Source organism: Streptomyces flavalbus (assembly GCF_042674625.1).
GTDB classification, from domain to species: Bacteria; Actinomycetota; Actinomycetes; order Streptomycetales; family Streptomycetaceae; genus Streptomyces; species Streptomyces flavalbus.
Genome location: NZ_JBHTEB010000001.1, coordinates 3,837,201 through 3,859,547, shown reverse-complemented (window position 1 = coordinate 3,859,547; position 22,347 = coordinate 3,837,201). Strand labels below are relative to the sequence as shown.

The 22,347-nt window shown below is 71.0% G+C and carries 14 protein-coding genes, 5 tRNA genes, 1 pseudogene and 1 riboswitch; of the genes and pseudogenes, 9 read left to right on the top strand and 11 right to left on the bottom strand.

The window, feature by feature from the left end; genetic code table 11:
* Window positions 1-18 precede the first annotated feature (18 nt).
* From hrpA to ACFQZ6_RS17265, 5 genes and pseudogenes are all read right to left on the bottom strand, one after another.
* Window positions 19-3,962 (bottom strand): annotated as a pseudogene (gene hrpA / locus ACFQZ6_RS17285) (ATP-dependent RNA helicase HrpA).
* A 95-nt stretch (window positions 3,963-4,057) separates the two neighbouring features.
* Window positions 4,058-4,134, bottom strand: a tRNA-Phe gene (locus ACFQZ6_RS17280).
* Between the two features lie 24 nt (window positions 4,135-4,158).
* Window positions 4,159-4,233 (bottom strand) — tRNA-Asp (locus tag ACFQZ6_RS17275).
* A 37-nt stretch (window positions 4,234-4,270) separates the two neighbouring features.
* Window positions 4,271-4,343 (bottom strand) — tRNA-Glu (locus tag ACFQZ6_RS17270).
* Between the two features lie 104 nt (window positions 4,344-4,447).
* Window positions 4,448-6,088: a metallophosphoesterase family protein gene (locus ACFQZ6_RS17265; protein WP_381609888.1), complete on the bottom strand. Its 1,641-nt coding sequence runs from the start codon at window positions 6,086-6,088 to the stop codon at window positions 4,448-4,450.
* Window positions 6,089-6,210: 122 nt separating this feature from the next.
* Between ACFQZ6_RS17265 and ACFQZ6_RS17260 the strand changes: the two genes are divergently transcribed.
* The 5 genes from ACFQZ6_RS17260 to ACFQZ6_RS17240 all read left to right on the top strand — a co-directional run bounded on the left by ACFQZ6_RS17260 (window position 6,211) and on the right by ACFQZ6_RS17240 (window position 13,043).
* Window positions 6,211-6,561 (top strand): metallopeptidase family protein, encoded by a 351-nt coding sequence (locus ACFQZ6_RS17260; protein WP_381609886.1) that lies wholly within the window; start codon window positions 6,211-6,213, stop codon window positions 6,559-6,561.
* A gap of 97 nt (window positions 6,562-6,658) precedes the next feature.
* Window positions 6,659-7,225 (top strand): hypothetical protein, encoded by a 567-nt coding sequence (locus tag ACFQZ6_RS17255; protein ID WP_381609883.1) that lies wholly within the window; start codon window positions 6,659-6,661, stop codon window positions 7,223-7,225.
* A 234-nt stretch (window positions 7,226-7,459) separates the two neighbouring features.
* Window positions 7,460-9,652, top strand: a complete 2,193-nt coding sequence (locus ACFQZ6_RS17250) for a DEAD/DEAH box helicase (RefSeq protein WP_381609880.1) — start codon at window positions 7,460-7,462, stop codon at window positions 9,650-9,652.
* A gap of 194 nt (window positions 9,653-9,846) precedes the next feature.
* Entirely contained in the window at window positions 9,847-12,891 is a 3,045-nt protein-coding gene (locus tag ACFQZ6_RS17245) for an FG-GAP repeat domain-containing protein (RefSeq protein WP_381609877.1), read from the top strand.
* Window positions 12,892-12,970: 79 nt separating this feature from the next.
* A tRNA-Lys gene (locus ACFQZ6_RS17240) sits at window positions 12,971-13,043 on the top strand.
* 129 nt (window positions 13,044-13,172) lie between these two features.
* Here the strand turns inward: ACFQZ6_RS17240 and ACFQZ6_RS17235 are convergent.
* The 4 genes from ACFQZ6_RS17235 to ACFQZ6_RS17220 form a co-directional block, all read right to left on the bottom strand.
* Window positions 13,173-13,622, bottom strand: a complete 450-nt coding sequence (locus ACFQZ6_RS17235) for a DUF6907 domain-containing protein (RefSeq protein ID WP_381609874.1) — start codon at window positions 13,620-13,622, stop codon at window positions 13,173-13,175.
* A gap of 61 nt (window positions 13,623-13,683) precedes the next feature.
* The gene (locus tag ACFQZ6_RS17230) at window positions 13,684-14,340 is read right to left on the bottom strand and encodes a hypothetical protein (protein WP_381609871.1); all 657 of its coding nucleotides are present in this window, start codon (window positions 14,338-14,340) and stop codon (window positions 13,684-13,686) included.
* 102 nt (window positions 14,341-14,442) lie between these two features.
* Entirely contained in the window at window positions 14,443-14,739 is a 297-nt protein-coding gene (locus tag ACFQZ6_RS17225) for a hypothetical protein (protein ID WP_115743256.1), read from the bottom strand.
* Window positions 14,740-15,728: 989 nt separating this feature from the next.
* Window positions 15,729-16,151 (bottom strand): DUF7144 family membrane protein, encoded by a 423-nt coding sequence (locus ACFQZ6_RS17220; protein WP_381609866.1) that lies wholly within the window; start codon window positions 16,149-16,151, stop codon window positions 15,729-15,731.
* Between the two features lie 178 nt (window positions 16,152-16,329).
* Here ACFQZ6_RS17220 and ACFQZ6_RS17215 point away from each other — a divergent pair, with 178 nt between their 5' ends.
* Window positions 16,330-17,532 carry a cation:proton antiporter gene (locus ACFQZ6_RS17215; protein WP_381609863.1) on the top strand — a complete coding sequence of 401 codons (1,203 nt, stop codon included), beginning with the start codon at window positions 16,330-16,332 and terminating at the stop codon, window positions 17,530-17,532.
* A 7-nt stretch (window positions 17,533-17,539) separates the two neighbouring features.
* Here ACFQZ6_RS17215 and ACFQZ6_RS17210 read toward each other — a convergent pair whose 3' ends face one another.
* A complete protein-coding gene (locus ACFQZ6_RS17210; RefSeq protein WP_381609860.1) occupies window positions 17,540-18,166 on the bottom strand; it encodes a GTP cyclohydrolase II in 627 nt (208 codons plus the stop codon).
* A gap of 144 nt (window positions 18,167-18,310) precedes the next feature.
* Entirely contained in the window at window positions 18,311-18,826 is a 516-nt protein-coding gene (locus ACFQZ6_RS17205; protein WP_381609857.1) for a MarR family winged helix-turn-helix transcriptional regulator, read from the bottom strand.
* A gap of 60 nt (window positions 18,827-18,886) precedes the next feature.
* Between ACFQZ6_RS17205 and ACFQZ6_RS17200 the strand changes: the two genes are divergently transcribed.
* From ACFQZ6_RS17200 to ACFQZ6_RS17190, 3 genes are all read left to right on the top strand, one after another.
* The gene (locus tag ACFQZ6_RS17200) at window positions 18,887-20,017 is read left to right on the top strand and encodes a dihydrofolate reductase family protein (RefSeq protein WP_381609854.1); all 1,131 of its coding nucleotides are present in this window, start codon (window positions 18,887-18,889) and stop codon (window positions 20,015-20,017) included.
* A gap of 708 nt (window positions 20,018-20,725) precedes the next feature.
* Window positions 20,726-21,739 (top strand): alginate lyase family protein, encoded by a 1,014-nt coding sequence (locus ACFQZ6_RS17195; protein WP_381609851.1) that lies wholly within the window; start codon window positions 20,726-20,728, stop codon window positions 21,737-21,739.
* 47 nt (window positions 21,740-21,786) lie between these two features.
* A tRNA-Met gene (locus ACFQZ6_RS17190) sits at window positions 21,787-21,860 on the top strand.
* Window positions 21,861-22,183: 323 nt separating this feature from the next.
* Window positions 22,184-22,341: riboswitch (cyclic di-AMP (ydaO/yuaA leader) on the top strand.
* Window positions 22,342-22,347: the final 6 nt, after the last annotated feature.

The following is a 22,347-nucleotide window of genomic DNA, read 5'->3' as shown; positions in this document are numbered from 1 at the left end:
CTTAACGTGCGGGGGTCGTTACGGGACAGCCGCGTCGATCGCCTTCACGATGCGTTTGTCCGAGACGGGGTACGCCGTACCGAGGGCGTGGGCGAAGTAGCTGACCCGCAGCTCCTCGATCATCCAGCGGATGTCCCGTACCGCCGACGGCACCGGCCGCCCCTGCGGCAACTGCTCCAGCAGCCAGGCGTACTCGTCCTGCATCTCGTGGACCTTCTGCATCCGCGTCGTGTCCCGCTGCACGTTCGTCGGCATCTGCTGGAGGCGCCGGTCCGCGGCCACCAGATAGCGCATCAGGTCCGGCAGCCGCCGCAGCCCCGTCTCCGTCACGAACCCCGGCTTCACCAGCGCGTCCAACTGCTTGCGCACGTCCGTCAGGTTCGCCAGCAGCGTGGCGCTGCGTACGCCCTTCAGACGGCGCTCACACGCCTGCCAGGCGGCGAGCACCTGCTGCGTCTGGGCCACCGTGCGGACCGTCGTGTCGACGATCTCCGCGCGGACCTTGTCGTACAGCTTCCGGTACGACTCCTCGTCCCACACCGGCCCCCCGAAGTCCGCGATCAGCTTGTCCGCGGCGGCCATGGCGCAGTCCTCGAACAGGGCCTGCACCGAGCCGTGCGGGTTCGCGGACAGGGCGAGCTTCTGCGGGTTCGTCAGCCGGTCGCTGGCGAACTTCGCCGGGTTGACCGGGATGTTCCGCAGGATCAGCCGCCGCGTCCCCCGCCACATCGCCTCCGCCTGCTCGGCCTCGGTGTCGAAGAGGCGTACGGAGACGGTGTCGCCGTCGTCCACGAGCGCCGGGTACGCCTTCACCGGCTGCCCGCCCGGCGGGTCTCGAAGACGCGGTCCAGGGTGCCGATCGTCCAGTCCGTCAGCCCCGTGCGCTCCAGCGACGGCCCGCCCTGCCGCTCGGCGGTCGCCGCGGCGGCCCGCGACAGGGCCTGGCGCGCCTTCGGCTTGAGCTGGAGCCGCAGCGCCTCCAGGTCCTTGTCCTCGGCCAGCTTGCGGCGCCGCTCGTCGACGATCCGGAAGGTGATCCGCAGATGCTCGGGCACCCGGGACCAGTCGAAGTCCTCGGCGTCGAACGGCACGCCGACCATCCGCTTCAGCTCCCGCGCCATGGTCACCGTCAGCGGCTCCTGGAGGGGCACCGCCCGCTCCAGGAACCGCTTGGCGAAGTTCGGCGCGGGCACGTAGTTGCGGCGGATCGGCTTCGGCAGGGACCGGATCAGCTCGGTGACCAGCTCCTCCCGCAGCCCCGGGATCTGCCAGTCGAAGCCCTCGTCGCTGACCTGGTTGAGCACCTGGAGCGGGATGTGCACGGTGACACCGTCGGCGTCCGCCCCCGGCTCGAACTGGTACGTCACCCGGAACTTCAGGTCGCCCTGCCGCCAGGAGTCGGGATAGTCCGCCTTGGTGACCGCCTCCGCCGACTCGCGGATCAGCATCGCCCGCTCGAAGTCGAGGAAGTCGGGCTGCTCGTGCCGCTTGCGCTTCCACCAGGAGTCGAAGTGCGCGCCGGAGACGACGTGTTCGGGGACCCGCTGGTCGTAGAAGTCGTACAGGGTCTCGTCGTCGACGACGATGTCCCGGCGCCGGGCGCGGTGCTCCAGCTCCTCGACCTCGCTGAGGAGTCTGCGGTTGTCGGCGAAGAACTTGTGGTGCGTGCGCCAGTCGCCCTCCACCAGGGCGTTGCGGATGAACAGCTCCCGGCTGACCTCGGGGTCGATCCGGCCGTAGTTCACCTTGCGCTGGGCGACGATCGGGATGCCGTACAGCGTGACCTTCTCGTACGCCATCACGGCCGCCTGGTCCTTCTCCCAGTGCGGTTCGCTGTAGGTGCGCTTGATCAGGTGCTGGGCGAGCGGCTCGACCCACTCCGGCTCGATCTTCGCGTTGACGCGGGCCCAGAGCCGGGACGTCTCCACCAGCTCCGCCGACATCACGAACCGCGGCGGCTTCTTGAACAGCGCCGAGCCGGGGAAGATCGCGAACTTGGCGTTGCGGGCGCCGAGGTAGTCGTTCTTGTTGCCGTCCTTCACGTCCTTCATGCCGATGTGCGAGAGCAGACCGGCGAGGAGGGAGACGTGGACGCGGTCGGCGGGGGCGTCGTCCTCGTTGAGGTGGATGCCCATCTGCTTGGCGACCGTGCGCAACTGCGTGTAGATGTCCTGCCACTCGCGGATGCGCAGGAAGTTCAGGTACTCCTGCTTGCACATCCGGCGGAAGGAGGACGAGCCGCGCTCCTTCTGCTGCTCGCGCACGTACCGCCACAGGTTGAGGAAGGCGAGGAAGTCGCTGGTCTCGTCCTTGAAGCGGGCGTGCTGCTGGTCGGCCTGGGTCTGCTTGTCGGCGGGGCGCTCACGCGGGTCCTGGATGGACAGCGCCGCGGCTATGACCATGACCTCGCGGACACAGCCGTTGCGGTCGGCCTCCAGGACCATTCGGGCCAGCCGCGGGTCGACAGGAAGCTGGGCCAGCTTGCGCCCGGTGTCGGTGAGCCGCTTGCGCGGGTCCTTCTGCGCCGGGTCGAGGGCGCCCAGCTCCTGGAGCAACTGCACGCCGTCGCGGATGTTGCGGTGGTCCGGCGGGTCGATGAAGGGGAACTTCTCGATGTCGCCGAGCCCGGCCGCGGTCATCTGGAGGATGACCGAGGCGAGGTTCGTCCGCAGGATCTCCGCGTCCGTGAACTCCGGCCGGGCGAGGAAGTCGTCCTCGGAGTACAGCCGGATGCAGATGCCGTCGCTGGTCCGTCCGCAGCGGCCCTTGCGCTGGTTGGCGCTGGCCTGCGAGACCGGCTCGATGGGCAGCCGCTGCACCTTGGTGCGGTGGCTGTAGCGGCTGATGCGGGCGAAGCCGGGGTCGATGACGTACTTGATGCCGGGCACGGTCAGCGAGGTCTCGGCGACGTTCGTGGCCAGAACGATCCTGCGTCCGGTGTGCGGCTGGAAGACGCGGTGCTGCTCGGCGTGCGAGAGCCGCGCGTACAGCGGCAGCACCTCGGTGAACCGGAACTTCCTCTTGGTCAGCGCGTCGGCGGTGTCGCGGATCTCCCGCTCACCGGAGAGGAAGACGAGGATGTCGCCGGGCCCCTCGGCCTGGAGCTCCTCGACGGCGTCGACGATGGCGGTGATCTGGTCCCGGTCGGCGTCGTCCCCGTCGTCTTCGAGCAGCGGCCGGTACCGCACCTCCACCGGATACGTCCGCCCGCTGACCTCGATGATCGGCGCGTCCCCGAAGTGCCGCGAGAACCGCTCGGGATCGATGGTCGCGGAGGTGATGACGACCTTGAGGTCGGGCCGCTTGGGCAGCAACTGCGCCAGGTACCCGAGCAGGAAGTCGATGTTCAGCGACCGCTCGTGGGCCTCGTCGATGATGATCGTGTCGTAGGCGCGCAGCTCGCGGTCGGTCTGGATCTCCGCGAGGAGGATGCCGTCCGTCATCAACTTGATGAAGGTGGCGTCCGGGTTCACCTGGTCGGTGAACCGCACCTTCCAGCCCACGGCCTCCCCGAGCGGCGTCCGCAGCTCCTCCGCCACCCGCTCCGCGACGGTCCGGGCGGCGATCCGGCGCGGCTGGGTGTGCCCGATCATGCCGCGCACGCCGCGCCCCAGCTCCAGACAGATCTTCGGGATCTGCGTGGTCTTGCCGGACCCGGTCTCACCGGCGACGATCACGACCTGGTGATCACGGATGGCCTCCGCGATCGCGTCCTTCTTCTGGCTGACCGGCAACTGCTCGGGGTAGGAGACGGCGGGCACGCGCGCCCGTCGCTCGCCCATCCGTGCCCCGGCCTTGTCGACCTCGGCCTCGATCTCGGCGAGCACGGCGGCCCGCGCCTCCGGCTTGCGGATCTTCCGGGCACCCTCCAGCCTCCGCCCGAGCCGGTGCGCATCACGCAGCGACAGCTCGTTGAGGCGGGGGGCGAGGGCGCCGAGGGTGGGGGCAGGGTGCGTAGACATACGGGTTCCAGGATCTCATCCCAGTGAAAAACGTGGCTAACGCTTTTGCGGCGGCACGCCAAAGCCCCCGTCGATGATCTCGACGGGGGCCGCGGTGGTGGCTGGGGCCGGGGTCGAACCGGCGACCTATCGCTTTTCAGGCGATCGCTCGTACCAACTGAGCTACCCAGCCACGAGGTTTCACGTGAAACCTCAGCGGTCCTGACGGGATTTGAACCCGCGGCCTCCACCTTGACAGGGTGGCGAGCACTCCAAACTGCTCCACAGGACCAAGCGTGATGTACGACAGTGTCGCACACCGTACTGCGTGCCCCCAACGGGATTCGAACCCGTGCTACCGCCTTGAAAGGGCGGCGTCCTAGGCCGCTAGACGATGAGGGCTATCGGCCCGCCTGGGCGCTTCTCAGCGCGTCGGGGACGTGAGAAGCATATGGGATGGCGGGAGGTATCGCCAAAACGGTTTACGGGGTGGTCCACGGCGAGGTTTACGGGGAGGGGGAGGCCGGGCCCGTCGGGCTGGCCGGGGACTCCGTGGCGGAGCCCGCCGAGGGGCCGGTCGTGAAGGGCGAGGGCGACTGGGTGGCCCCGGGGCTGTTCTCCTCCGGGAGGTGGCGGCTGACCTCGGCCGTGGTCAGGCCCAGCCCGCCCAGTTCGATCTCGTCCCACGCCTGGAGGCGGCGGGTGTCGCGGTCGAAGTAGAGGATCGACGCCTCGATGGGGTCGGGGTGCTCGCCCTCCACCGCGCGCAGACCACTGCCGCCCGTCGAGCCCTCGATGCGCAGCCGGGTGCCGTAGGGCAGCACCTCCATCTCGTCGTGGTGCAGATGACCGGCCAGCACCAGCGGCACCTCGCCGTCCGTCTCGCGGGCCGCGGAGGGTTCATGGGCGATGGCGACGTCCACCGGCTTGCCGCGCGCCCGGTGGTCGCGCAGGGCGGAGGCGAGGCGGGCCCCGGCCAGCTCCTGGGACGCCTCGGCGCCGGGTCGGGCCGAGCGGTCCGGGGTGAACTGGGGGTCGCCGATGCCCGCGAACCGCAGCCCGGCGACGGTCTCGGCGCGGCCGTCGTCGAGGACGTGCACGTTCTCCATGTCCTTCAGGTACTCCTGGGTGACCGTCGAGTCATGGTTGCCGCGGACCCAGACGTAGGGCGCGCCGAGGTCCTCGATCGGGTCGAGGAAGCCGTTCTCGGCGGCGGAGCCGTGGTCCATGGTGTCGCCGGAGTCGACGATCACGTTCACCTCGTACTGCTCCACCAACGAGGCGATGATCTTCCAGCTCGCCGGGTTGAGGTGGATGTCCGACACGTGCAGCACCCGGATCGTGGACGGGTCGGGCGCGTACGCGGGCAGCGTGGACGTGACGTCGTAGAGCTTGGTGACGTTGGTGACCAGGCGGGCGAGTTCCTTCTGGTAGACGTCGAACTCGGTGACGATGCTGCGGGCGTTGCCGACCAGGGACGGCGCCGAGGAGAGCAGGCCGGAGAACTTCGGTTCCAGGACGGACTTGGGGTTCCAGGTGGCGTACGCCGTCGCTCCCGAGGCGGCCAGCAGGGCGAGGGCGAGGCCGCCCGCGGCCAGGGCGCGGCGCGGGCGCCGGTAGACGGCCAGGCCCAGCGCGGCGGCGCCGGTGACGACGGCGACGCTGGAGCGTACGGCGAGGTCGAGGGTGCCGTGTCCGACGTCTCGGGTGACCTCGTCCTGGAGTCCGGAGAGGCGCTCGGGGTGGTCGACCAGGGCCTGCGAGCGGACCGGGTCGAGCTGGTCGACGTTGACGTCCAGACGGACGGGGGCGACGTGGCTGTCCAGGTGCAGGGCGCCCAGCGGGGAGACGTTGATCTTCGTGCCGCCGGTGAGGGACGGCCGCAGGGTCATCGTCGTGTCCATCGGCCCGACCGGCGTCCGCACGTTGCCGACGATCAGCAGCCCCAGCCAGGCGCCCATGAGGACCACCGCGACCAGCCCGAGCCCGCGGGCCCAGGGGTTGGGCCGGGGGGCGAGTTCGAGGGCGGGCGGTGCGGTACGGCGGCCGCGGCGGGAGACGAGGGCTCGGCGGCGGGACTTCCGTAGGCGGTTCAGGCGGTTCAGTCGGTGCAGGGCGTTCAGGACTGCGGCTGGGACGCGGGCCATTGGAGCCGTATGCCCAGGTCCCCGGGGCGGTATGCGGGCCTGTGCGGCTTCCGGGTGGGCCGCGTGTCGGCCGTACGGGCTCGGACGGGCCCGTACGGGGCGCCGTACCGGACAATGGGCCTGTGCTGGAGATGACGCGCGAGGAGTTCGAGGAACTGGTCGCCGAGGCGCTGGACCGCATTCCGCCGGAGCTGACACGGCTGATGGACAACGTCGCGGTGTTCGTCGAGGACGAACCGCCGAGCGACGACCCCGAGCTGCTCGGGCTGTACGAGGGCACCCCGCTGACGGAGCGCGGTGAGTGGTACGCCGGGGTGCTGCCGGACCGGATCACCATCTACCGGGGCCCGACGCTGCGGTTCTGCGCGTCGCGGGAGGACGTGGTGGCCGAGACGGAGATCACCGTCGTGCACGAGATCGCCCACCACTTCGGCATCGACGACGCGCGCCTGCACGCGCTCGGCTACGGCTGAGCCCGCCCGGGCTTCACGCGGCGCGTGTCCTCTTGTGGGCGGCGGGAGTTGGGCACGTTGACTCCTTCACCCGCCCCGCTCCCCGGAGGTGGCCCCCGTGCGCCCCTTGTACGTTCCCGCCCGCCTGGCCGTCACCGTCGTGGCCGTCGCCGCTGCCGCCGGTTGCATGAGCGTGGGTGACGGCGGTGGCGACCGGGCCCAGCCGTCGCACTCGGCGGGCGAGCGCGGCGGCGCGGAGTCCGGCGGATCGGCGGTGTCCAGCGACGGCGTCGGCTACGGCGAGGTCGCGGGCGGCGCGGACGACGGCCGGGGCGGGAAGAAGGGCAAGGGCGGGGGCAAGGGGAAGCGGGGCGAGGACGAGGCGGACGGCGCCGGGGACTCCACCGGGTCCTCCCAGGCGCCGTCGGCGGGGGCGAGCGGGTCGCCGTCGGCCGGTGGCGGCGGGCGGCCGGGGCAGGTCGCCCCACGGCCGGGCGTACCCGAGCCGACCGGGCAGCCCACGCCGACCCGGACCACCTCGCCGCCGGAACCGCCCCCGGAGTCGCCCGAGCCGCCGCGCTCGCCGGAGCCGACGACCGCCGAGCCGTCGTCGTCGGCCCACGAGGAGGCGGCACCGCAACTGGCGCAGCGGGAACCGGCACCGGCGGCGGGGGCGCCCGCCTAGCGAGGCGCCCGCTGAGCAGGGCGTCGGCCTGCGCTTTCGGGCGCGGTTTGCCTTTCGGGGGTGAGGGTGCGTATGGTGGTAGATCGTTTGATCCCATTTGCCCGGCGCCAACGCAGAGCGCGCCGTGTGGCGCGTACTCTCCCTTGCCGTGGCGGACCGCATTGAGGCGGTCGTGTGCGAAACACGGAGTTGACGGGCGCGTGCCGATGAGACTCCGGAAGGTTTCGCAGACGTATGTCTTTCGCCATTACCGATCATGCCGTCGTGCCCGAGGGCACCCAGGACGTCCAGGACATCCAGGACACCGACACCCAGCAGGCCCCCGAGATCACGTTCGCTGACCTCGGTCTGCCCGAGGGCGTCGTGCGCAAGCTCGCGCAGAACGGCGTGACCACCCCCTTCCCCATCCAGGCCGCGACCATCCCGGACGCCCTGGCCGGGAAGGACATCCTCGGCCGTGGCCGCACCGGCTCCGGCAAGACCCTCTCCTTCGGCCTGCCCACCCTGGCCACGCTGGCGGGCGGGCACACCGAGAAGCGCAAGCCGCGCGCGGTGATCCTCACCCCGACCCGTGAGCTGGCCATGCAGGTGGCCGACGCCCTCCAGCCGTACGGCGACATCCTCGGCCTGAAGATGAAGGTCGTCTGCGGCGGCACCTCGATGGGCAACCAGATCTACGCCCTGGAGCGCGGCGTCGACATCCTCGTCGCCACGCCGGGCCGACTGCGCGACATCATCAACCGCGGCGCCTGCTCGCTGGAGAACGTCCAGATCGCCGTACTCGACGAGGCCGACCAGATGTCCGACCTGGGCTTCCTGCCCGAGGTGACGGAGCTGCTCGACCAGGTGCCCGCGGGCGGCCAGCGGATGCTGTTCTCCGCCACCATGGAGAACGAGATCAAGACCCTCGTCGACCGGTACCTGAAGGACCCGGTCCTGCACGAGGTCGACGCGGCGCAGGGCGCGGTGACGACCATGTCGCACCACATCCTCATCGTGAAGCCCAAGGACAAGGCGCCGGTCACCGCCGCGATCGCCTCCCGCAAGGGCCGCACGATCATCTTCGTCCGCACCCAGCTCGGCGCCGACCGCGTCGCGGAGCAGCTCCGCGACGCCGGTGCAAAGGCCGACGCGCTGCACGGCGGCATGACGCAGGGCGCGCGGACCCGGACGCTGGCCGACTTCAAGGACGGCTACGTCAACGTCCTGGTCGCCACGGACGTCGCCGCCCGCGGCATCCACGTCGACGGCATCGACCTCGTCCTGAACGTGGACCCGGCCGGTGACCACAAGGACTACCTGCACCGCGCGGGCCGCACCGCGCGTGCCGGACGCACCGGTACGGTCGTCTCCCTGGCCCTGCCGCACCAGCGCCGTCAGATCTTCCGGCTGATGGAGGACGCGGGCGTCGACGCCTCGCGCCACATCATCCAGGGCGGCGCCGCCTTCGACCCCGAGGTCGCCGAGATCACCGGCGCCCGGTCCATGACCGAGGTGCAGGCCGAGTCCGCGGGCAACGCCGCCCAGCAGGCCGAGCGGGAGGTCGCCCACCTCACCAAGCAACTGGAGCGCGCCCAGCGACGCGCCACCGAACTGCGCGAGGAGGCCGACCGGCTGGTCGCGCGGGTCGCCCGCGAGCGCGGCGAGGACCCGGAGGCGGCCGTCGCCGCGGCGCAGGCCGAGCAGGAGGTCGCCGCGGAGGGCGCGACGCAGACCGTGGCGGTGCCGGAGCAGCCGGTGGCCCAGGACGTGGACCGCACGGAGCGCCGGGACGAGCGCGCGGAGCGCCGCGATGACCGGGGCGGGGACCGCGGTGGCTTCCGCCGGGACGACCGCCGCGATGACCGTCGTGACGAGCGTCGTGACGAGCGTCGGGATGACCGCCGTCCGTTCGACCGGGACCGCGACCGTGGTGGCCGTGGCTTCGACCGCCGTGACGGCGACCGGGGTGGCCGTTCGTTCGAGCGCCGTGACGACCGCGGTGGGGACCGTGGCGGCTTCCGCCGGGACGACCGTCGTGACGAGCGTCGCGATGACCGCCGTCCGTTCGACCGCGACCGGGACCGTGACCGGGGTGGCCGTTCGTTCGAGCGCCGTGACGACCGGGGCGGGGACCGCGGTGGCTTCCGTCGCGATGACCGTCGAGACGAGCGTCGCGATGACCGCCGTCCGTTCGACCGGGACCGCGACCGTGGTGGCCGTGGCTTCGAGCGCCGCGAAGGCGACCGCCCCGGCTTCCGCCGTGACGACCGCGGCGGCCACCGTGGCAGCGACCGCCCCTTCAACCGCGACCGCCAGGGCGACCGCCCCGGCTTCCGCACCGGCGGCCACGAGCGTCCGTACGGCCGCCGTGACGACCACCGCGGCAACGGCTCCTCCTCCTTCGGCCGCCGCGAGGACAAGCCGCGCTGGAAGCGCAACGGCTGACGCCGAGGGCGCTGACGCCGTAGAACGATGAGACGCCGTGGCCCCCATCCACCGGGATGGGGGCCACGGCGTTTGTCATCCGGCTGTAGGATCAGCCGACTTGTGAGGCGGATGTGAAGGCCCGGGGGCGCCGAAGGGTGCGGGCCGCCCGCCCGGTGCTTCTGGGGAGGGGCTCCTTGGCTCGTCACGCGTATATGTGTCGGCGTCTCGTAGCGGCCTCGGCCGTTCTGGCGGCCGGACTGACGCCGCTGCTGCCGACGCCCGCGGTGGCCGACGCGGCGCAGGAAACGGTCGTACCGGCGAGGCTGCGCAGCCAGTACCTCGGGGCGTCCTTCCGCGCCTCGTCGACGCACAGCAGCCATGACTCCGGCGGCGCGCGGGGCGTCTTCCACACCCTGGAGGGATACCGGGGACTGGTGTGGACGCGGTACGCGGACGGCGAGTCGGTGGGCGTACCGGAGTCGCCCGCGGGGACGGGCCCGATGCCGACCGGCACCGACGTGCTGGCGTACAAGTACAGCGACGGCAGGGTCGACTTCTGGGACGCGACCGACGGCACCACCCGCGGCCTGCGCATCCCGGCCGAGCTGGGCTACCTCACGTCGTACGACAACCTGACGATCGGCTCCCGGAACGTCACCGGCGACGACGGCAAGGTCACCCGCGAGGTGCACCTGCTCACGCCGGGGCCGGACGGCACGACCGCCGACACCCGGGTCAGTGGCGGCCCCGCCGGACTGATGCTCGGGCTCCCCACGGGCGCCGACGCGGAGACGCTGTACTTCCGCGCGGGCCTCGACGGGCAGATCGGCATGGCGGCGGTGGACCGCGCCACCGGTGAGGTGCGCGGCTGGAGCGGTGGGCTGCCCTCCGGGTACGGCCGGGTGAGCCTGGGCGGCGGCCATGTCGTCGTCTCCAACCTCACCAAGGCCGAGGTGCTGGTCTTCCCCCGCGACCTCTCGGGCGAACCGGCGAGGATCACGCTCGCGGGCGTCCAGGACGGCCTGAACGCCACGCACGGTCTCGCCGTCGTCGGGGACTGGCTGGTGAACGGCGTCCTGACCATGACGGCCCAGCCGATCACGGGCGGCGCCCCGGTGACCTTGCTGCGTTCCGCGGCGCAGGGGACCGTCGCCGCCCCCGACAGCACCGCCGTGCGGATCGGCACCGGCGCCGAGGGGTGGGGCATCCACCGCGTCACCCCGGCCCCGGACGGCGGCCCGCCCGTGGTCACGCAGGTCAAGGCGCTGCCCAAGCCGCCCGTCGAGATCCAGGGCCTCTCCCTGGAACAGGGGCGGCTCGTGGGCAGGGACGTCGGACCGCTGGACCTGAGTACCTGGACCCGGACCGTCGCGCCGACCGGCACGCCCACGTTCGGTGAGCGAAGCCTGTTCACCTCGACCAGCCGGACCGACACCTGCGCCGCCACGGACGTCGCCTGCCAGCAGGTCCAGGGCACGGCGGACGGCCGTACCGTCTGGCTGACGCACGACGGGACGACCGACCGCATCCGGGTCGCCGGACCGGAGTCGGCCACCGCCTGGGAGCGGACGCTCCTGCCGCCGGGCGGGCGGATCACCGACGTCTCCGGCCGCTACGTCCTGCACACCTCGCCGTCCCAGCAGTCCGTCCTCCGGATCGACGACGGCACCGCCCCGGTCGTCTCCCGCGCCCCCCGCCCCGCCGCCCTCTCCGGCAACACCCTCTGGAGCACCGGCACCACCCCCGGCACCGTCACGGCGTACGACCTGACGGCGCGCAGGACCACCGAGACCCTCACCACGGACGCGGGCTGCGCCCCCACCGAACTCCAGGCGCTCGGCCGCTACCTCTACTGGACCTGTGACGGGCGGGCCGGGATCTACGACCGCACGGCGGAGAAGTCGGTGCCGGTCCCGGCCGACGAGGCGAAGCTCGGCGACGGCTACGTCGTCACGCACGACAAGCGGGCCGGGAAGCTGACCCTGACGACGGTCGCCGGGGACAGCCGGGTCATCGGCGACCTGCCCGACACCGGCGTCTCCCAGCGGGACGTGCGCTGGACGGTCGACGAGGCGGGCGCCAACGCCGCCTACGTCGACGACCAGCGGCAGGTGCACCTCGTCCCCTCCGGGGTACCGCAGCAGCCGCTGCGCCTGCTCGACGAGCCCCGGAACGCGACGTACGTCGACGCGCGCCCCCTCGACACCACCCCGAACACGCTGACCACCGTCCTCCTCTCCAAGCCGTCCGCGAGCTGGCGGCTGACCGTGCGCGACCACACCACCGGCAAGGTCGTCGGCACCCGCTCGGGCGGCGCCGCCCGCGGCCAGCTCACCGTCGGCTGGAACGGCGACGACCCGACCCGCGACGGGGACGCGTTCCTGCCCAACGGGCGCTACGACTGGTCCGTGTCCGTCGCCCCGGCGGACGGCACCGGCGGCGCGCTGACGGTGGGCGGCTCGGTACGCCTGCGGAAGGGCAGCCCGGTCCGCCACGACCACCTCGGCGGCGACGCGACCGGCGACCTGCTCACCCTCAGCTCCTCCGGAAGCCTGCGCTTCCACCGGGGCACGGGCACCGGCGGGTTCAAGGGCGGGACCACGGGCACCGGCTGGCCCACCACGATCACGGCCGTGCCCTTCGGCGACCTGAGCGGCGACCGCTGCAACGACGTCCTCGTCCGGCTGAGCAGCGGAGCGCTCCGCCTGTACAAGCCGGGGTGCGACGCCGCCCTGGAGCGGTCAACGCGCTACACCACCCTGGCCACCTCCGGCTGGACGCAGTACGACGTGCTGACGGCACCCGGCGACCTGACGAGGGACGGCCGCCCGGACCTGATCGCCCGCAACGCCACGACCGGCGCGGTCTACCTCCACAAGGGCACGAGCACGGGCAAGCTGTCCTCGCGCGTGAAGCTGTACGACAACTGGAAGACGTACAAGAAGGTCATCGGCGCCGGTGACCTGAACGGTGACGGCATCGGTGACCTCCTCGCCCAGGACAAGTCGAACAACCTCTACCGCTACCTCGGCACCGGCAACGGCACCTTCACCTCGCGGGTGAAGCTGTTCTCCGACTGGGGCGCCTCGTACAACGCGGTCGTCGGCGTCGGTGACATCACCGGCGACGGCAAGGCCGACCTGGTGTCCCGCGACACCAACGGCAACCTGTACCGCAACACCGGCAACGACAAGGGCTCCTTCTACGGCCGCACCAGGATCGACACCGGCTGGCAGGGCTACAAGCGCCTCTGGTAGCGACGTGGAACGCTGTGTCTCCGATACCCGATCGGAGACACGGCCTCGTCGGGCTATGCTCGGGGAGGCAACATCGCCTGGGCCCTTAGCTCAATTGGCAGAGCAGTGGACTTTTAATCCATTGGTTGTGGGTTCGAGTCCCACAGGGCCTACCGAGGGAAGGGCCGTTTTGCGGCTCTGACCAGCGGTTTCGTGGCCCCGACCAGTCCTCCTGGCCGGGGCCACGCCATGTGTGGAGTCCGTCTGCGTGAGCGGGTGTGCCAACAGGCAGGGTGGCTTCTTCAGCCACCGAGTCCTTTCTTAGGGTTCGCCGCCGCAGGCGTGTTCCCCTTTGTGGCGTTGAAGGCGTTGGTGAGGCCGTCGAGGCGGTCGGCAAGTTCCCGGAGCCGATCCGCGTGTGCCGTGAGGGACTCCGAGAGGCGGCGCAAATCGTCGGAACTGTGCGGATGCCAGTCGCCATCCATCTCGACGTTCATGAAGGGGACGTGACCGGGTGGGCGCTCGGTGAAGGGGCGCTGTTCGAAACACGCACGCAGAACCACCGGCGTGCCACGGCCCGTTGAGACGGTGAATTCGTAGTCAGGGCTCGCGTGCGTGATGTCGACGCGGTAGCCGCCGGGCTGATGCTCTGTTTCGCTTCCGGTACACCAGTCGGGCTCCCAGACGGTGACGGGCCCGTGGTCGCACGTGTGGACAGTTACTGTCCGGGGCGAGTCGTCATGATCCGGCATGAGCACGTTCCTTGGTTCGGCGGTCATCGGCCCAGTCCGACATTTGGATGAGGGCTCCGGCTCAGTCTTCGTTGAGGAGTTCAGCCGCGGCTTTTGGATCCATGAGGGTCGACCAGGCTTGCTCGGCGGGAAGTAGGGGGCGGCTGGGGAGGGCGTACTCGGGGTACCAGGCCGTAGGGTCGCAGCCGGGGACATGGCGCAGGATGACCGCGATGAGGTCGTCGGGTACGGAGCCGGTGATGCGCACCACAGCATAGGTCTCATGGCCGTCGTCGGCGCGTACGAGGATGCCGAGCCGGAAAGCGGGAAAGTCGGCGGCGTGCTCATGCCCGTCGTGCAGTGATCCACGAGCCAGCTCCCGGACAGCCGCAGCGAGATCGCGGACGAGCCGGGCACCGGCCTCGAGTTGGTAGCGATCACGGTCGTTCTGGTCGGGGAGGAGGCGCCCGACGTACGTTGTGGTGCTCAAGGGCTGGCGGTTGTTGGCGTTGTAGTGGGCTCGTGCGACCCTCGCGGTCGTCTCCAGGGCTGAGTAGAAGTCGTCTGGTGAACCATCCTCGCGCTGCCCAGCAGCGATCAGCCAGGGCAGATCCTCGTCGGTCCAGACCGCTCCGCGCCAGCGTTGGACCTTGACCTTGAAGAGCACCTCGTCATCGATGGATCGGATGCGCTCATGCCCGGCCCCGTCGTCGGCGAAGTGTTCCCGGGCCTTGGCCAAGATCGGATGATCCAGTTCGTCGAGCGGCTCCCGGGCTGACGGTAGCGGTAGTTTCAAGTCCTCGCGGAGCGCGCGGAGGGTAGGTCGAGCGGGCCGCACGGATCAGTCGTCCTCGCCTACTCCGCCGAGTTCCTTGATTCGCTCCGGTGACAGTCCGGTGAGCAGCGAGACGCTCGATTCCACGGATCCGTCCAGCTTGCGCATCTTCTCCAACATGCTGGCCCGAACCTCCTCGCGGCGGATCTCCAAGTAGGTTCGGACAGCCTCGGCGACCAGGTCCTTCTTCGTCATCCCCAGAAAATGGGCGCCGTCCGCGATCAGCTCGTCTATGGCTGCATCGACCTTCAACGGAGCGGTCGTACGGGTTGTCCGACCGCGGGCTTCCTCTGTGATTCTCATGCTCACTTCCTCCCTGGTACCAAAAGGTACTCCTATTCTTCTCGGCTCGTGCGCGGAGCTGACCACGATGCGCTGCTGTGGGAGCAACCAGGCCGCCATCGCCTGACGCACGGCACCCACTACACGCACCCCGTCGCCCAGTCCGACCCCGACCGTCCCAGCCGCCCCACGGGCGCGAGGGCCGAGGCCGTCGACCGTTGCACGATTCGTGTGACCTGGACGGACAACTCCGACGACGAGACCGCGTTCTGGGTGAAAAACGTGACAGCACTGGGTCGACACCGCCGAACAAGACGTCGTAGGACTGAGACGTGTGCGCCACCACGCCCCAACAAGATCCAGGTCAGGTCGTCGTCGGCTCCGGCAACACGGTCCTCCAGCAGGGGGCGCCGGCCGTCGTACCCTCGGTCGATCCCGTACTGAGCGAACTGGTCCGCGCGCTGGCACAGGTGCGGCACGAACTCGCGCAGACTGCGTGCCGAGGTCCCGGGCGCCGTACTGGACGAGGACGCTGCGGACGCGGCGCGGGAGCTCGACGCGGCCGAGTCGAAGGCTGCCCGCCCCGAGCTTCACCCCGGGAGGCTGCGTCGCCGTGTCCGTGCAATAACCGACGCGCTCGGTGAGGCGGCCGCCCTGAGCGGCGCCGTCGTTGCCCCTGCAGTCGGCGTTCGACGCATTCGTCTCCGCTGGCTGCCTCGGCAATGCTCAGCAGGCCGTCGTGCGTGAGCGATGCGTGAGCGGATGGTGTGGCAGAGACCCTCACGGCGTGGGCCGAGTGCAAGGTGGCACCTACCTTGACCAGATGGTTCCGGATCCCGAAGAAGCATCCGGAACCACCCGACAAGCTCTGGCCAGATCTTTCAATCCACTGGTTGTGGGTTCGAGTCCCACAGGGCCTACCACGCGACCTCCGATCAGACAGAGATCTGACCGGGGGTCGCAGTCGTTCCCAGGGAGCCGACCGCCTCCCCCGGGCGTCACCTACGTACTCAGCGCGCCGCCGCCGTCTGCGCCAGTGACCAGATGACGAACGTGCCGATGGCGATGCCGATCAGGGCCCACCAGGGCTGGTACGGCAGGTAGAGGAAGTTCACCACGATGCTCAGGGCGGCGAGGGCGATGCCGCTCGCGCGGGCCCAGTCGGCGGGGCCGCTGAGGAGGCCCCAGCCGACGATGACCAGGATGACGCCGAGGATCAGGTGGATCCAGCCCCAGGCGGTGAGGTTGAACTCGAAGACGTAGTCGCCGATGGCGGCGTACACGTCGTCCTTCGCGATCCCGGCGATGCCCTGCAGGATGCCGAGGACGCCCTCCACGAACAGCAGGACACCGGCGAAGAGCGTGCCCCCGGCGGCCCAGCCGCTGGATCCGGGGGCGGACGGCGGGGGTGTGGGGTGGGTCGTCTGGCTCACGGTGGTTCTCCCTCCGGCCTCATGGCGGATCTCCACTCCGGCGCGGGGACGGCGCGGGTGCTTCGACTCTGGGCGCCGGGGCGGGCGGCGGCCAGCGGTGTGGGCCGTTCGGGTGGCGGTGCCGGGGAAGGGGCGGCAGAGCGGGGGAAGGGCGGGGCGGGCGAGTTGGATACCGGGCATGAGGGAGCCGGGGACGCTCATCCTGATCATGGCCATCGCGGTGCTCGCGCCGCTGCTGGCGTACGGCGTCAACCGCTGGGTGCCGGTCCCGCTCGTCATCTTCGAGATCGTGCTCGGGATCGTCGTAGGCCCGGACGGCCTCGGCTGGGCCGAGCACGACCAGTTCATCGACGGGCTGTCCGACCTCGGGCTGACCATGCTGATCTTCCTCGCGGGCTACGAGATCGACTTCGCGGCGGTACGCGGGACCACGCTGCGCCGCGCCGCCGGGGCATGGCTGGTCACCCTCGCCCTCGGCCTGGGCACCGCCTTCGCCCTCACCGGCGGCGAGACCACCAAGAGCTTCGTCATCGGTACGGCCCTCACCAGCACCGCCCTCGGCACGGTGCTGCCGATCCTGCGGGACTCCGGCGACCTGCGTGGCCCGTTCGGCACGCTGGTGCTGACCTTCGGTGCCGTCGGCGAGTTCGGCCCGATCATCGCCATGGCGCTACTGCTGAGCGGTCGGGCCCCCGGCCGGTCCACGGCGCTGCTGCTGGCGTTCGCCGCCATCACCGCCGTGGCGATCGTGCTGGCCCTGCGCCCGCGCCCGCCCTGGTTCTCCCGGATTATCACCCAGACCCTGCACAGCAGCGGCCAGTTCGCCGTGCGCTACGTGATGCTGCTGCTCGCCGTCATGCTGGGCCTGTCCCACGTCTTCGGCCTCGACATCCTGCTCGGCGCCTTCGCCGCCGGGGTCATCAGCAGGCTGGTGCTGTACGGCGCGGCGCCCGAGAGCAGCGGCGAGATCATGGGCCGGATCGAGGCGATGGGGTTCGGCTTCCTCGTACCGCTCTTCTTCGTCGTCACCGGCGTCGACTTCGACCTCGCCGCGCTCCTCGACGACGGCCGCCCGCTCGCCCTGCTCCCCGCCTTCCTGCTCCTCTTCCTCCTGGTCAGAGGCGGCCCGCTGTACTACCTGGCCCCACCCGGCCAGCCCCGCCGCGACCGCACGGCCCTCGCCCTGTACGGCTCCACCTGCCTGCCGCTGGTCGTCGCCATCACCACCATCGGCCTGGACGACAAGGTGATCGACGCGGGCGAGGCCGCCGCGCTGGTCGGCGCCGCCATGGTCTCCGTCCTCGCGTTCCCCCTGCTGGCCCTACGCCTACGCGCCCGGGCCCGCCCGGTCCCCGCCGAGAGCGGCGCGGAGTCCTGGTGAACGGGGCTCAGCTCGCGGACAACTCGGCGAGCGGCAGGGTGTGCTGGGTGTGCAGCACCTTGGCGCGCAGGTACCGCACATTGTGGTCGGTGGCGAAGACGCCGGTCGGGACGCGGTCCCGTACCTCCATCCCCAGCCCGCGCAGTTGCTCCGCCTTGTCCGGGTTGTTGGACAGCAGGTCCAGCGCGCCGACGCCGAGGGCCCGCAGCATCTGGGCGGCGGCGGTGTAGTCACGGGCGTCCTCGGGCAGCCCGAGGGCGGCGTTGGCCTCGTACGTGTCCAGGCCCTGGTCCTGGAGGGCGTACGCGTCGAGCTTGTTGTAGAGCCCGATGCCGCGCCCTTCCTGCCGCAGGTAGAGCAGCACGCCCCCACGCCCGGCGATCCGCTCCACGGCCTCCCGCAACTGCGGCCCGCAGTCACAGCGCGCCGAGCCGAAGACATCGCCGGTCAGGCACTCGGAGTGCAGGCGTACGAGGGGAACGGGGCCCGGGTCACCGAGGACGACGGCGACATGCTCCCGCCCGTCGGCCAGCCCGTGGAAGGTGACGATCTCGGCGTCGGCGCGGTAGCCGTCGGGGAAGCGCAGCGGCACCTGGACGCGGGAGCGCGGGGTGGCGGCGGGGGCAGGGGGCATACGGCTCTCCGGTTTCGGTCCGTTCGCTCTGGTGGGTGCCAGTGACACTCGGCTACTGCTCCAAATTTGAAGCAATCCAAGATGAATCGAAACCCTACACATGCTTGAACTTTGAAGCAACTGCCGAATGGATGACCCCGTCACTCACTTACAAGGCGTGGACCGCCGCCGCCACGGCAGGTCACCAGACGCGCACCCCACACCCTCATCCCCCTGCAAACCGCCCGCGATCCGCGAACAGATCGCCTCCAACTGGGCCACCTGCTCCTCGTCCAACTGATCGAAGACGGCACCGCGCACCGCCTCCACATGCCCCGGCGCGGCCTGCTCCAGCACGGCCATCCCCTCCTCCGTCAGCAGCGCGAGACTGCCCCGCCGGTCGGACGCGCACCCCTCCCGCCGCACCAGCCCGTCCCGCTCCAGCCGCGCCACCGCGTACGTCAGCCGACTGCGGGTGATCTTCACCCGCTCCGCCAGATCGGTCATCCGCAGCCGCCGCTCCGGCGCCTCCGAGAGATGGACCAGGATGGAGTAGTAGAGGTGCGGCATCCCGGCGTCCTGCTGGAGCTGGCGGTCGATCGTGTCCTCCAGGAGGTGGGTCGCGGCCATGAACGCGCGCCAGGCGCGCTGCTCCTGCGGGGTGAGCCAGCGAGTCGTCATACGCCCAGTGTAGTTTTGCTTAAAACTTGAATCACACCACCGGAGAGGTGGAGCACGCCGATGCCCGTCCCCCACGTCCTGCTGTCCGCCGCCGTCTCCCTCGACGGCTACCTCGACGACACCGGCCCCGACCGCCTCCTCCTCTCCTCCCCGGCCGACTTCGACCGGGTCGACGAGGTACGGGCCTCCGTCGACGCCATCCTCGTCGGCGCCGGGACGATCCGCGCCGACAACCCGCGGCTGCTGGTCAACTCCGCGGAGCGCCGCGCCGCCCGCCGGGCCGCGGGCCAGCCGGAGTACCCCCTCAAGGTCACCGTCAGCGCCTCGGGCGACCTCGACCCGGACGCGCGCTTCTGGCACACGGGCGGCGACAAGGTCCTCTACACGACCGACAAAGGCGCCGCGCGGGTGCCGCGCCTGCCCGCCGACACGACGGTCGTCCCCCTGGGCCCCGACATCGACTGGCGGGCGCTGCTGACGCACCTGCACGACGTGCGCGGGGTGCGGCGCCTCATGGTCGAGGGCGGCGGGACCGTCCACACCCAGCTCCTCCAGCAGGGCCTCGCCGACGAACTCCAGCTCGCCGTCGCCCCGCTCTTCGTCGGCGAACCGACGGCGCCGCGGCTCTTCGGGCCGGGGGCCTACCAGGCGGGCCGACTGCGCCTGTGCGAGACCCGGCCACTCGGCGACACGGTCCTCATGCGGTACGAGCCCACCGCCCCCGGCGCCGGTCCGCTTCCCCACGCCGCCGACCGCCACTGGCTGCGGCTCGCCTGCGAACTGGCGGCGCTGTGCCCACCGTCGGACACCGCCTTCAGCGTGGGCGCGGTGGTCGTCGCGGCGGACGGGACCGAGCTGGCCCGCGGCCACTCGCGGGAGGGCGGCGATCCCGTCGTCCACGCGGAGGAGGCGGCGCTGGCGAAGGTCGACGTGGGGGACGCGCGGCTGGCCGGTGCGACGGTGTACAGCAGCCTGGAGCCCTGCGCCCGGCGGGCCTCGCGGCCTCGGGCCTGTGCGCGGCTGATCCTCGACGCGGGGGTGCGCAGGGTGGTGACGGCGTGGCGGGAGCCGGACACCTTCGTCGCCGGGGCGGATGGGTGTGGGGTGCTGGTGGGGGAGGGGGCGGATGTGGTGGTGCTGCCTGAGCTGGAGGGGATGGCGGTGCGGCCCAATCGGCATTTGGTGGGGTGACGGGGTCTTGCGGGAGCGGGTGTGTGTGCGGCCCGGAGCTGAACGGGGGTGCCGCGGATGCCCGTACCGCTGGGTGGGTCGCGCGCCCGGCGCTGACGGGGTGCCGCTGCGCCCACCCGTGCCGCCCCAGCGGCACGACTGCCCGCAGCTACGACGGCACGACTGCCCGCAGTTACGGCGGAGCCGACGACGAGTCGCAGTCGCCGTACTACGGAAGGGGACGTGTCGGGGGGTGTCCGCCCGCAGTGGTTCGCGCGCAAGACCCCGTCCACCCCACGATGTACAGCCCGCGCGGTTCCGAGGACGGACACCCCCCGGCGCGGCCCCGACCCACCCCCGGCAGACAGCGCTACGCCCGCCACCCACCGGACCAGCCACAGGCCGCCGCAGGCGTGCATCTGGAGCAATCCGGCCTGCACGTCAGCGCGGAGCGGGTCACGCTGCCAGGGAGTGGTCTGCGGAGAGTGCGGAGGTGGTGGGGCGTGAGGTCGATCGGGCGGAGCGTTGCGCTCGGAGTGGTCGTGAGCTGTCTCGCCGGGCTGCTCGGCGGCTGCGGCAGTCTGGACTCCGAGGCCCGCAGCATGGCCCGCGCCCTCCCCCGACGCCGACTTCACCCACCCCGGCATCCTCCTCAGCGAGTCACAGCTCAAGGCCATCCGCAAGAACGTCACCGCGGGCAAACAGCCCTGGCTGAAGGCGTACCTCGACATGCGGGACAGCGAGTACGGCTCGTACCGCCACACCCCCAAGCCCGCCGCCACCGTCGCCTGCCCCACCAACGGCAGACCAGGCCCCGCCTGCCGAGCCGAGCGCCGCGACGCCATCGCCGCCTACACCCAGGCCCTCCTCTTCACCGTCACCGGCAAGCAGCAGCACGCCACCAAGGCCACCGCCATCATGGACGCCTGGTCCGCCAAGCTGAAACGGCACACCGGCGGCAACGCCGCCCTCCAGGCCGCCTGGTCCGGCGCCACCTGGGCCCGCGCCGCGGAGATCATCCGGTACACCCCCGACTCCGGCTGGCCCCAGGACCGCGTACGCCGCTTCGAGGACATGCTCCGCACCGCCCACCTCCCCGAAGTCACCGCCCGCGTCCCCGACTTCAACGGCAACTGGGACCTGGCCATGACCAACGCCGCCCTCGCCATCGCCGTCTTCCTCGACGACCACCAGACCTTCGACGACGCCCTCGCCCGCGCCCGCGAACGCGTCCCCGCCTACTTCTACCTGGCCAAGGACGGCCCCCGCCCCCGCCCCCCGAAGGGCGGCACCATCAACACCCCCGCCGAGATCGACGCGTACTGGTTCCGGCAGAAGACGTACAAGGACGGCCTCACCCAGGAGACCTGCCGTGACTTCCGCCACGTCGGCTACTCCCTCGCCGCCACCGCCCACATCGCCGAGACCGCCTGGCACCAGGGCGTCGACCTCTACGACGAGATCAAGGACCGCCTGACCGCCACCGTCAGCCTCCACGCCCGCGCCCAGCTCCGCCGCACCGCCCCCACCCCCGCCTGGCTCTGCGGCGGCAAGGTGAACCGGAACCTGGGCCCGCACCTGGAGGTCGTCCTCAACCACCTCGACCACCGCCTCGACCACCGTCTCGACGACTCCCACGGCACCGCCGACGCCCGCGAACTAGCCCGCCGTACCCGCCCCGCGGGTACCGACGGCCGCTTCGTCTCCTGGGAGACGCTCACCCACGCGGACAACCCCGGATAAACGCGTGTGCTGAGCCCCCCGCCCATGGCGTACACTGGTTTCACCGACGCGGGGTGGAGCAGCTCGGTAGCTCGCTGGGCTCATAACCCAGAGGTCGCAGGTTCAAATCCTGTCCCCGCTACTGAAGGCTCAGGGCCGGAATCCAGTTCATGGATTCCGGCCCTGAGTGTTTTGCCGTACGGCACGCCACCGCCGCCCACCCCACCCACCCCTCCGTCACAAGACGTGACCACCCGAACGCCCTCCGCATAACAACTGACACACGGTCAGATCCCCAACCCCCGGCCAACCCGCAGCCAACTCGCCCGGTTTTCACCGCTCATCGCCCCGTACGTCCCCCACCGTTAGGTAATGATCAAGCGGAACGGCTTGGAATTCAGCCCCCGGTTCTATTAACGTCCGATAACGCAGCGCGGTCGTCCCAGCCGTCACAAGAGACGGCTCCGTGCGCACGCGCCGAATCCCGCGAGGGAACCGGGGAACCACCACCCTGGGGTGAATCGCGCGTCAACCACCGTAGAAGTACGACTGGTTTACGCGCGTAGGAGACCTTCCTGCTCCGAACCCGTCAGCTAACCCGGTAGGCGAAGAAGGAAGGAAGGAGTACG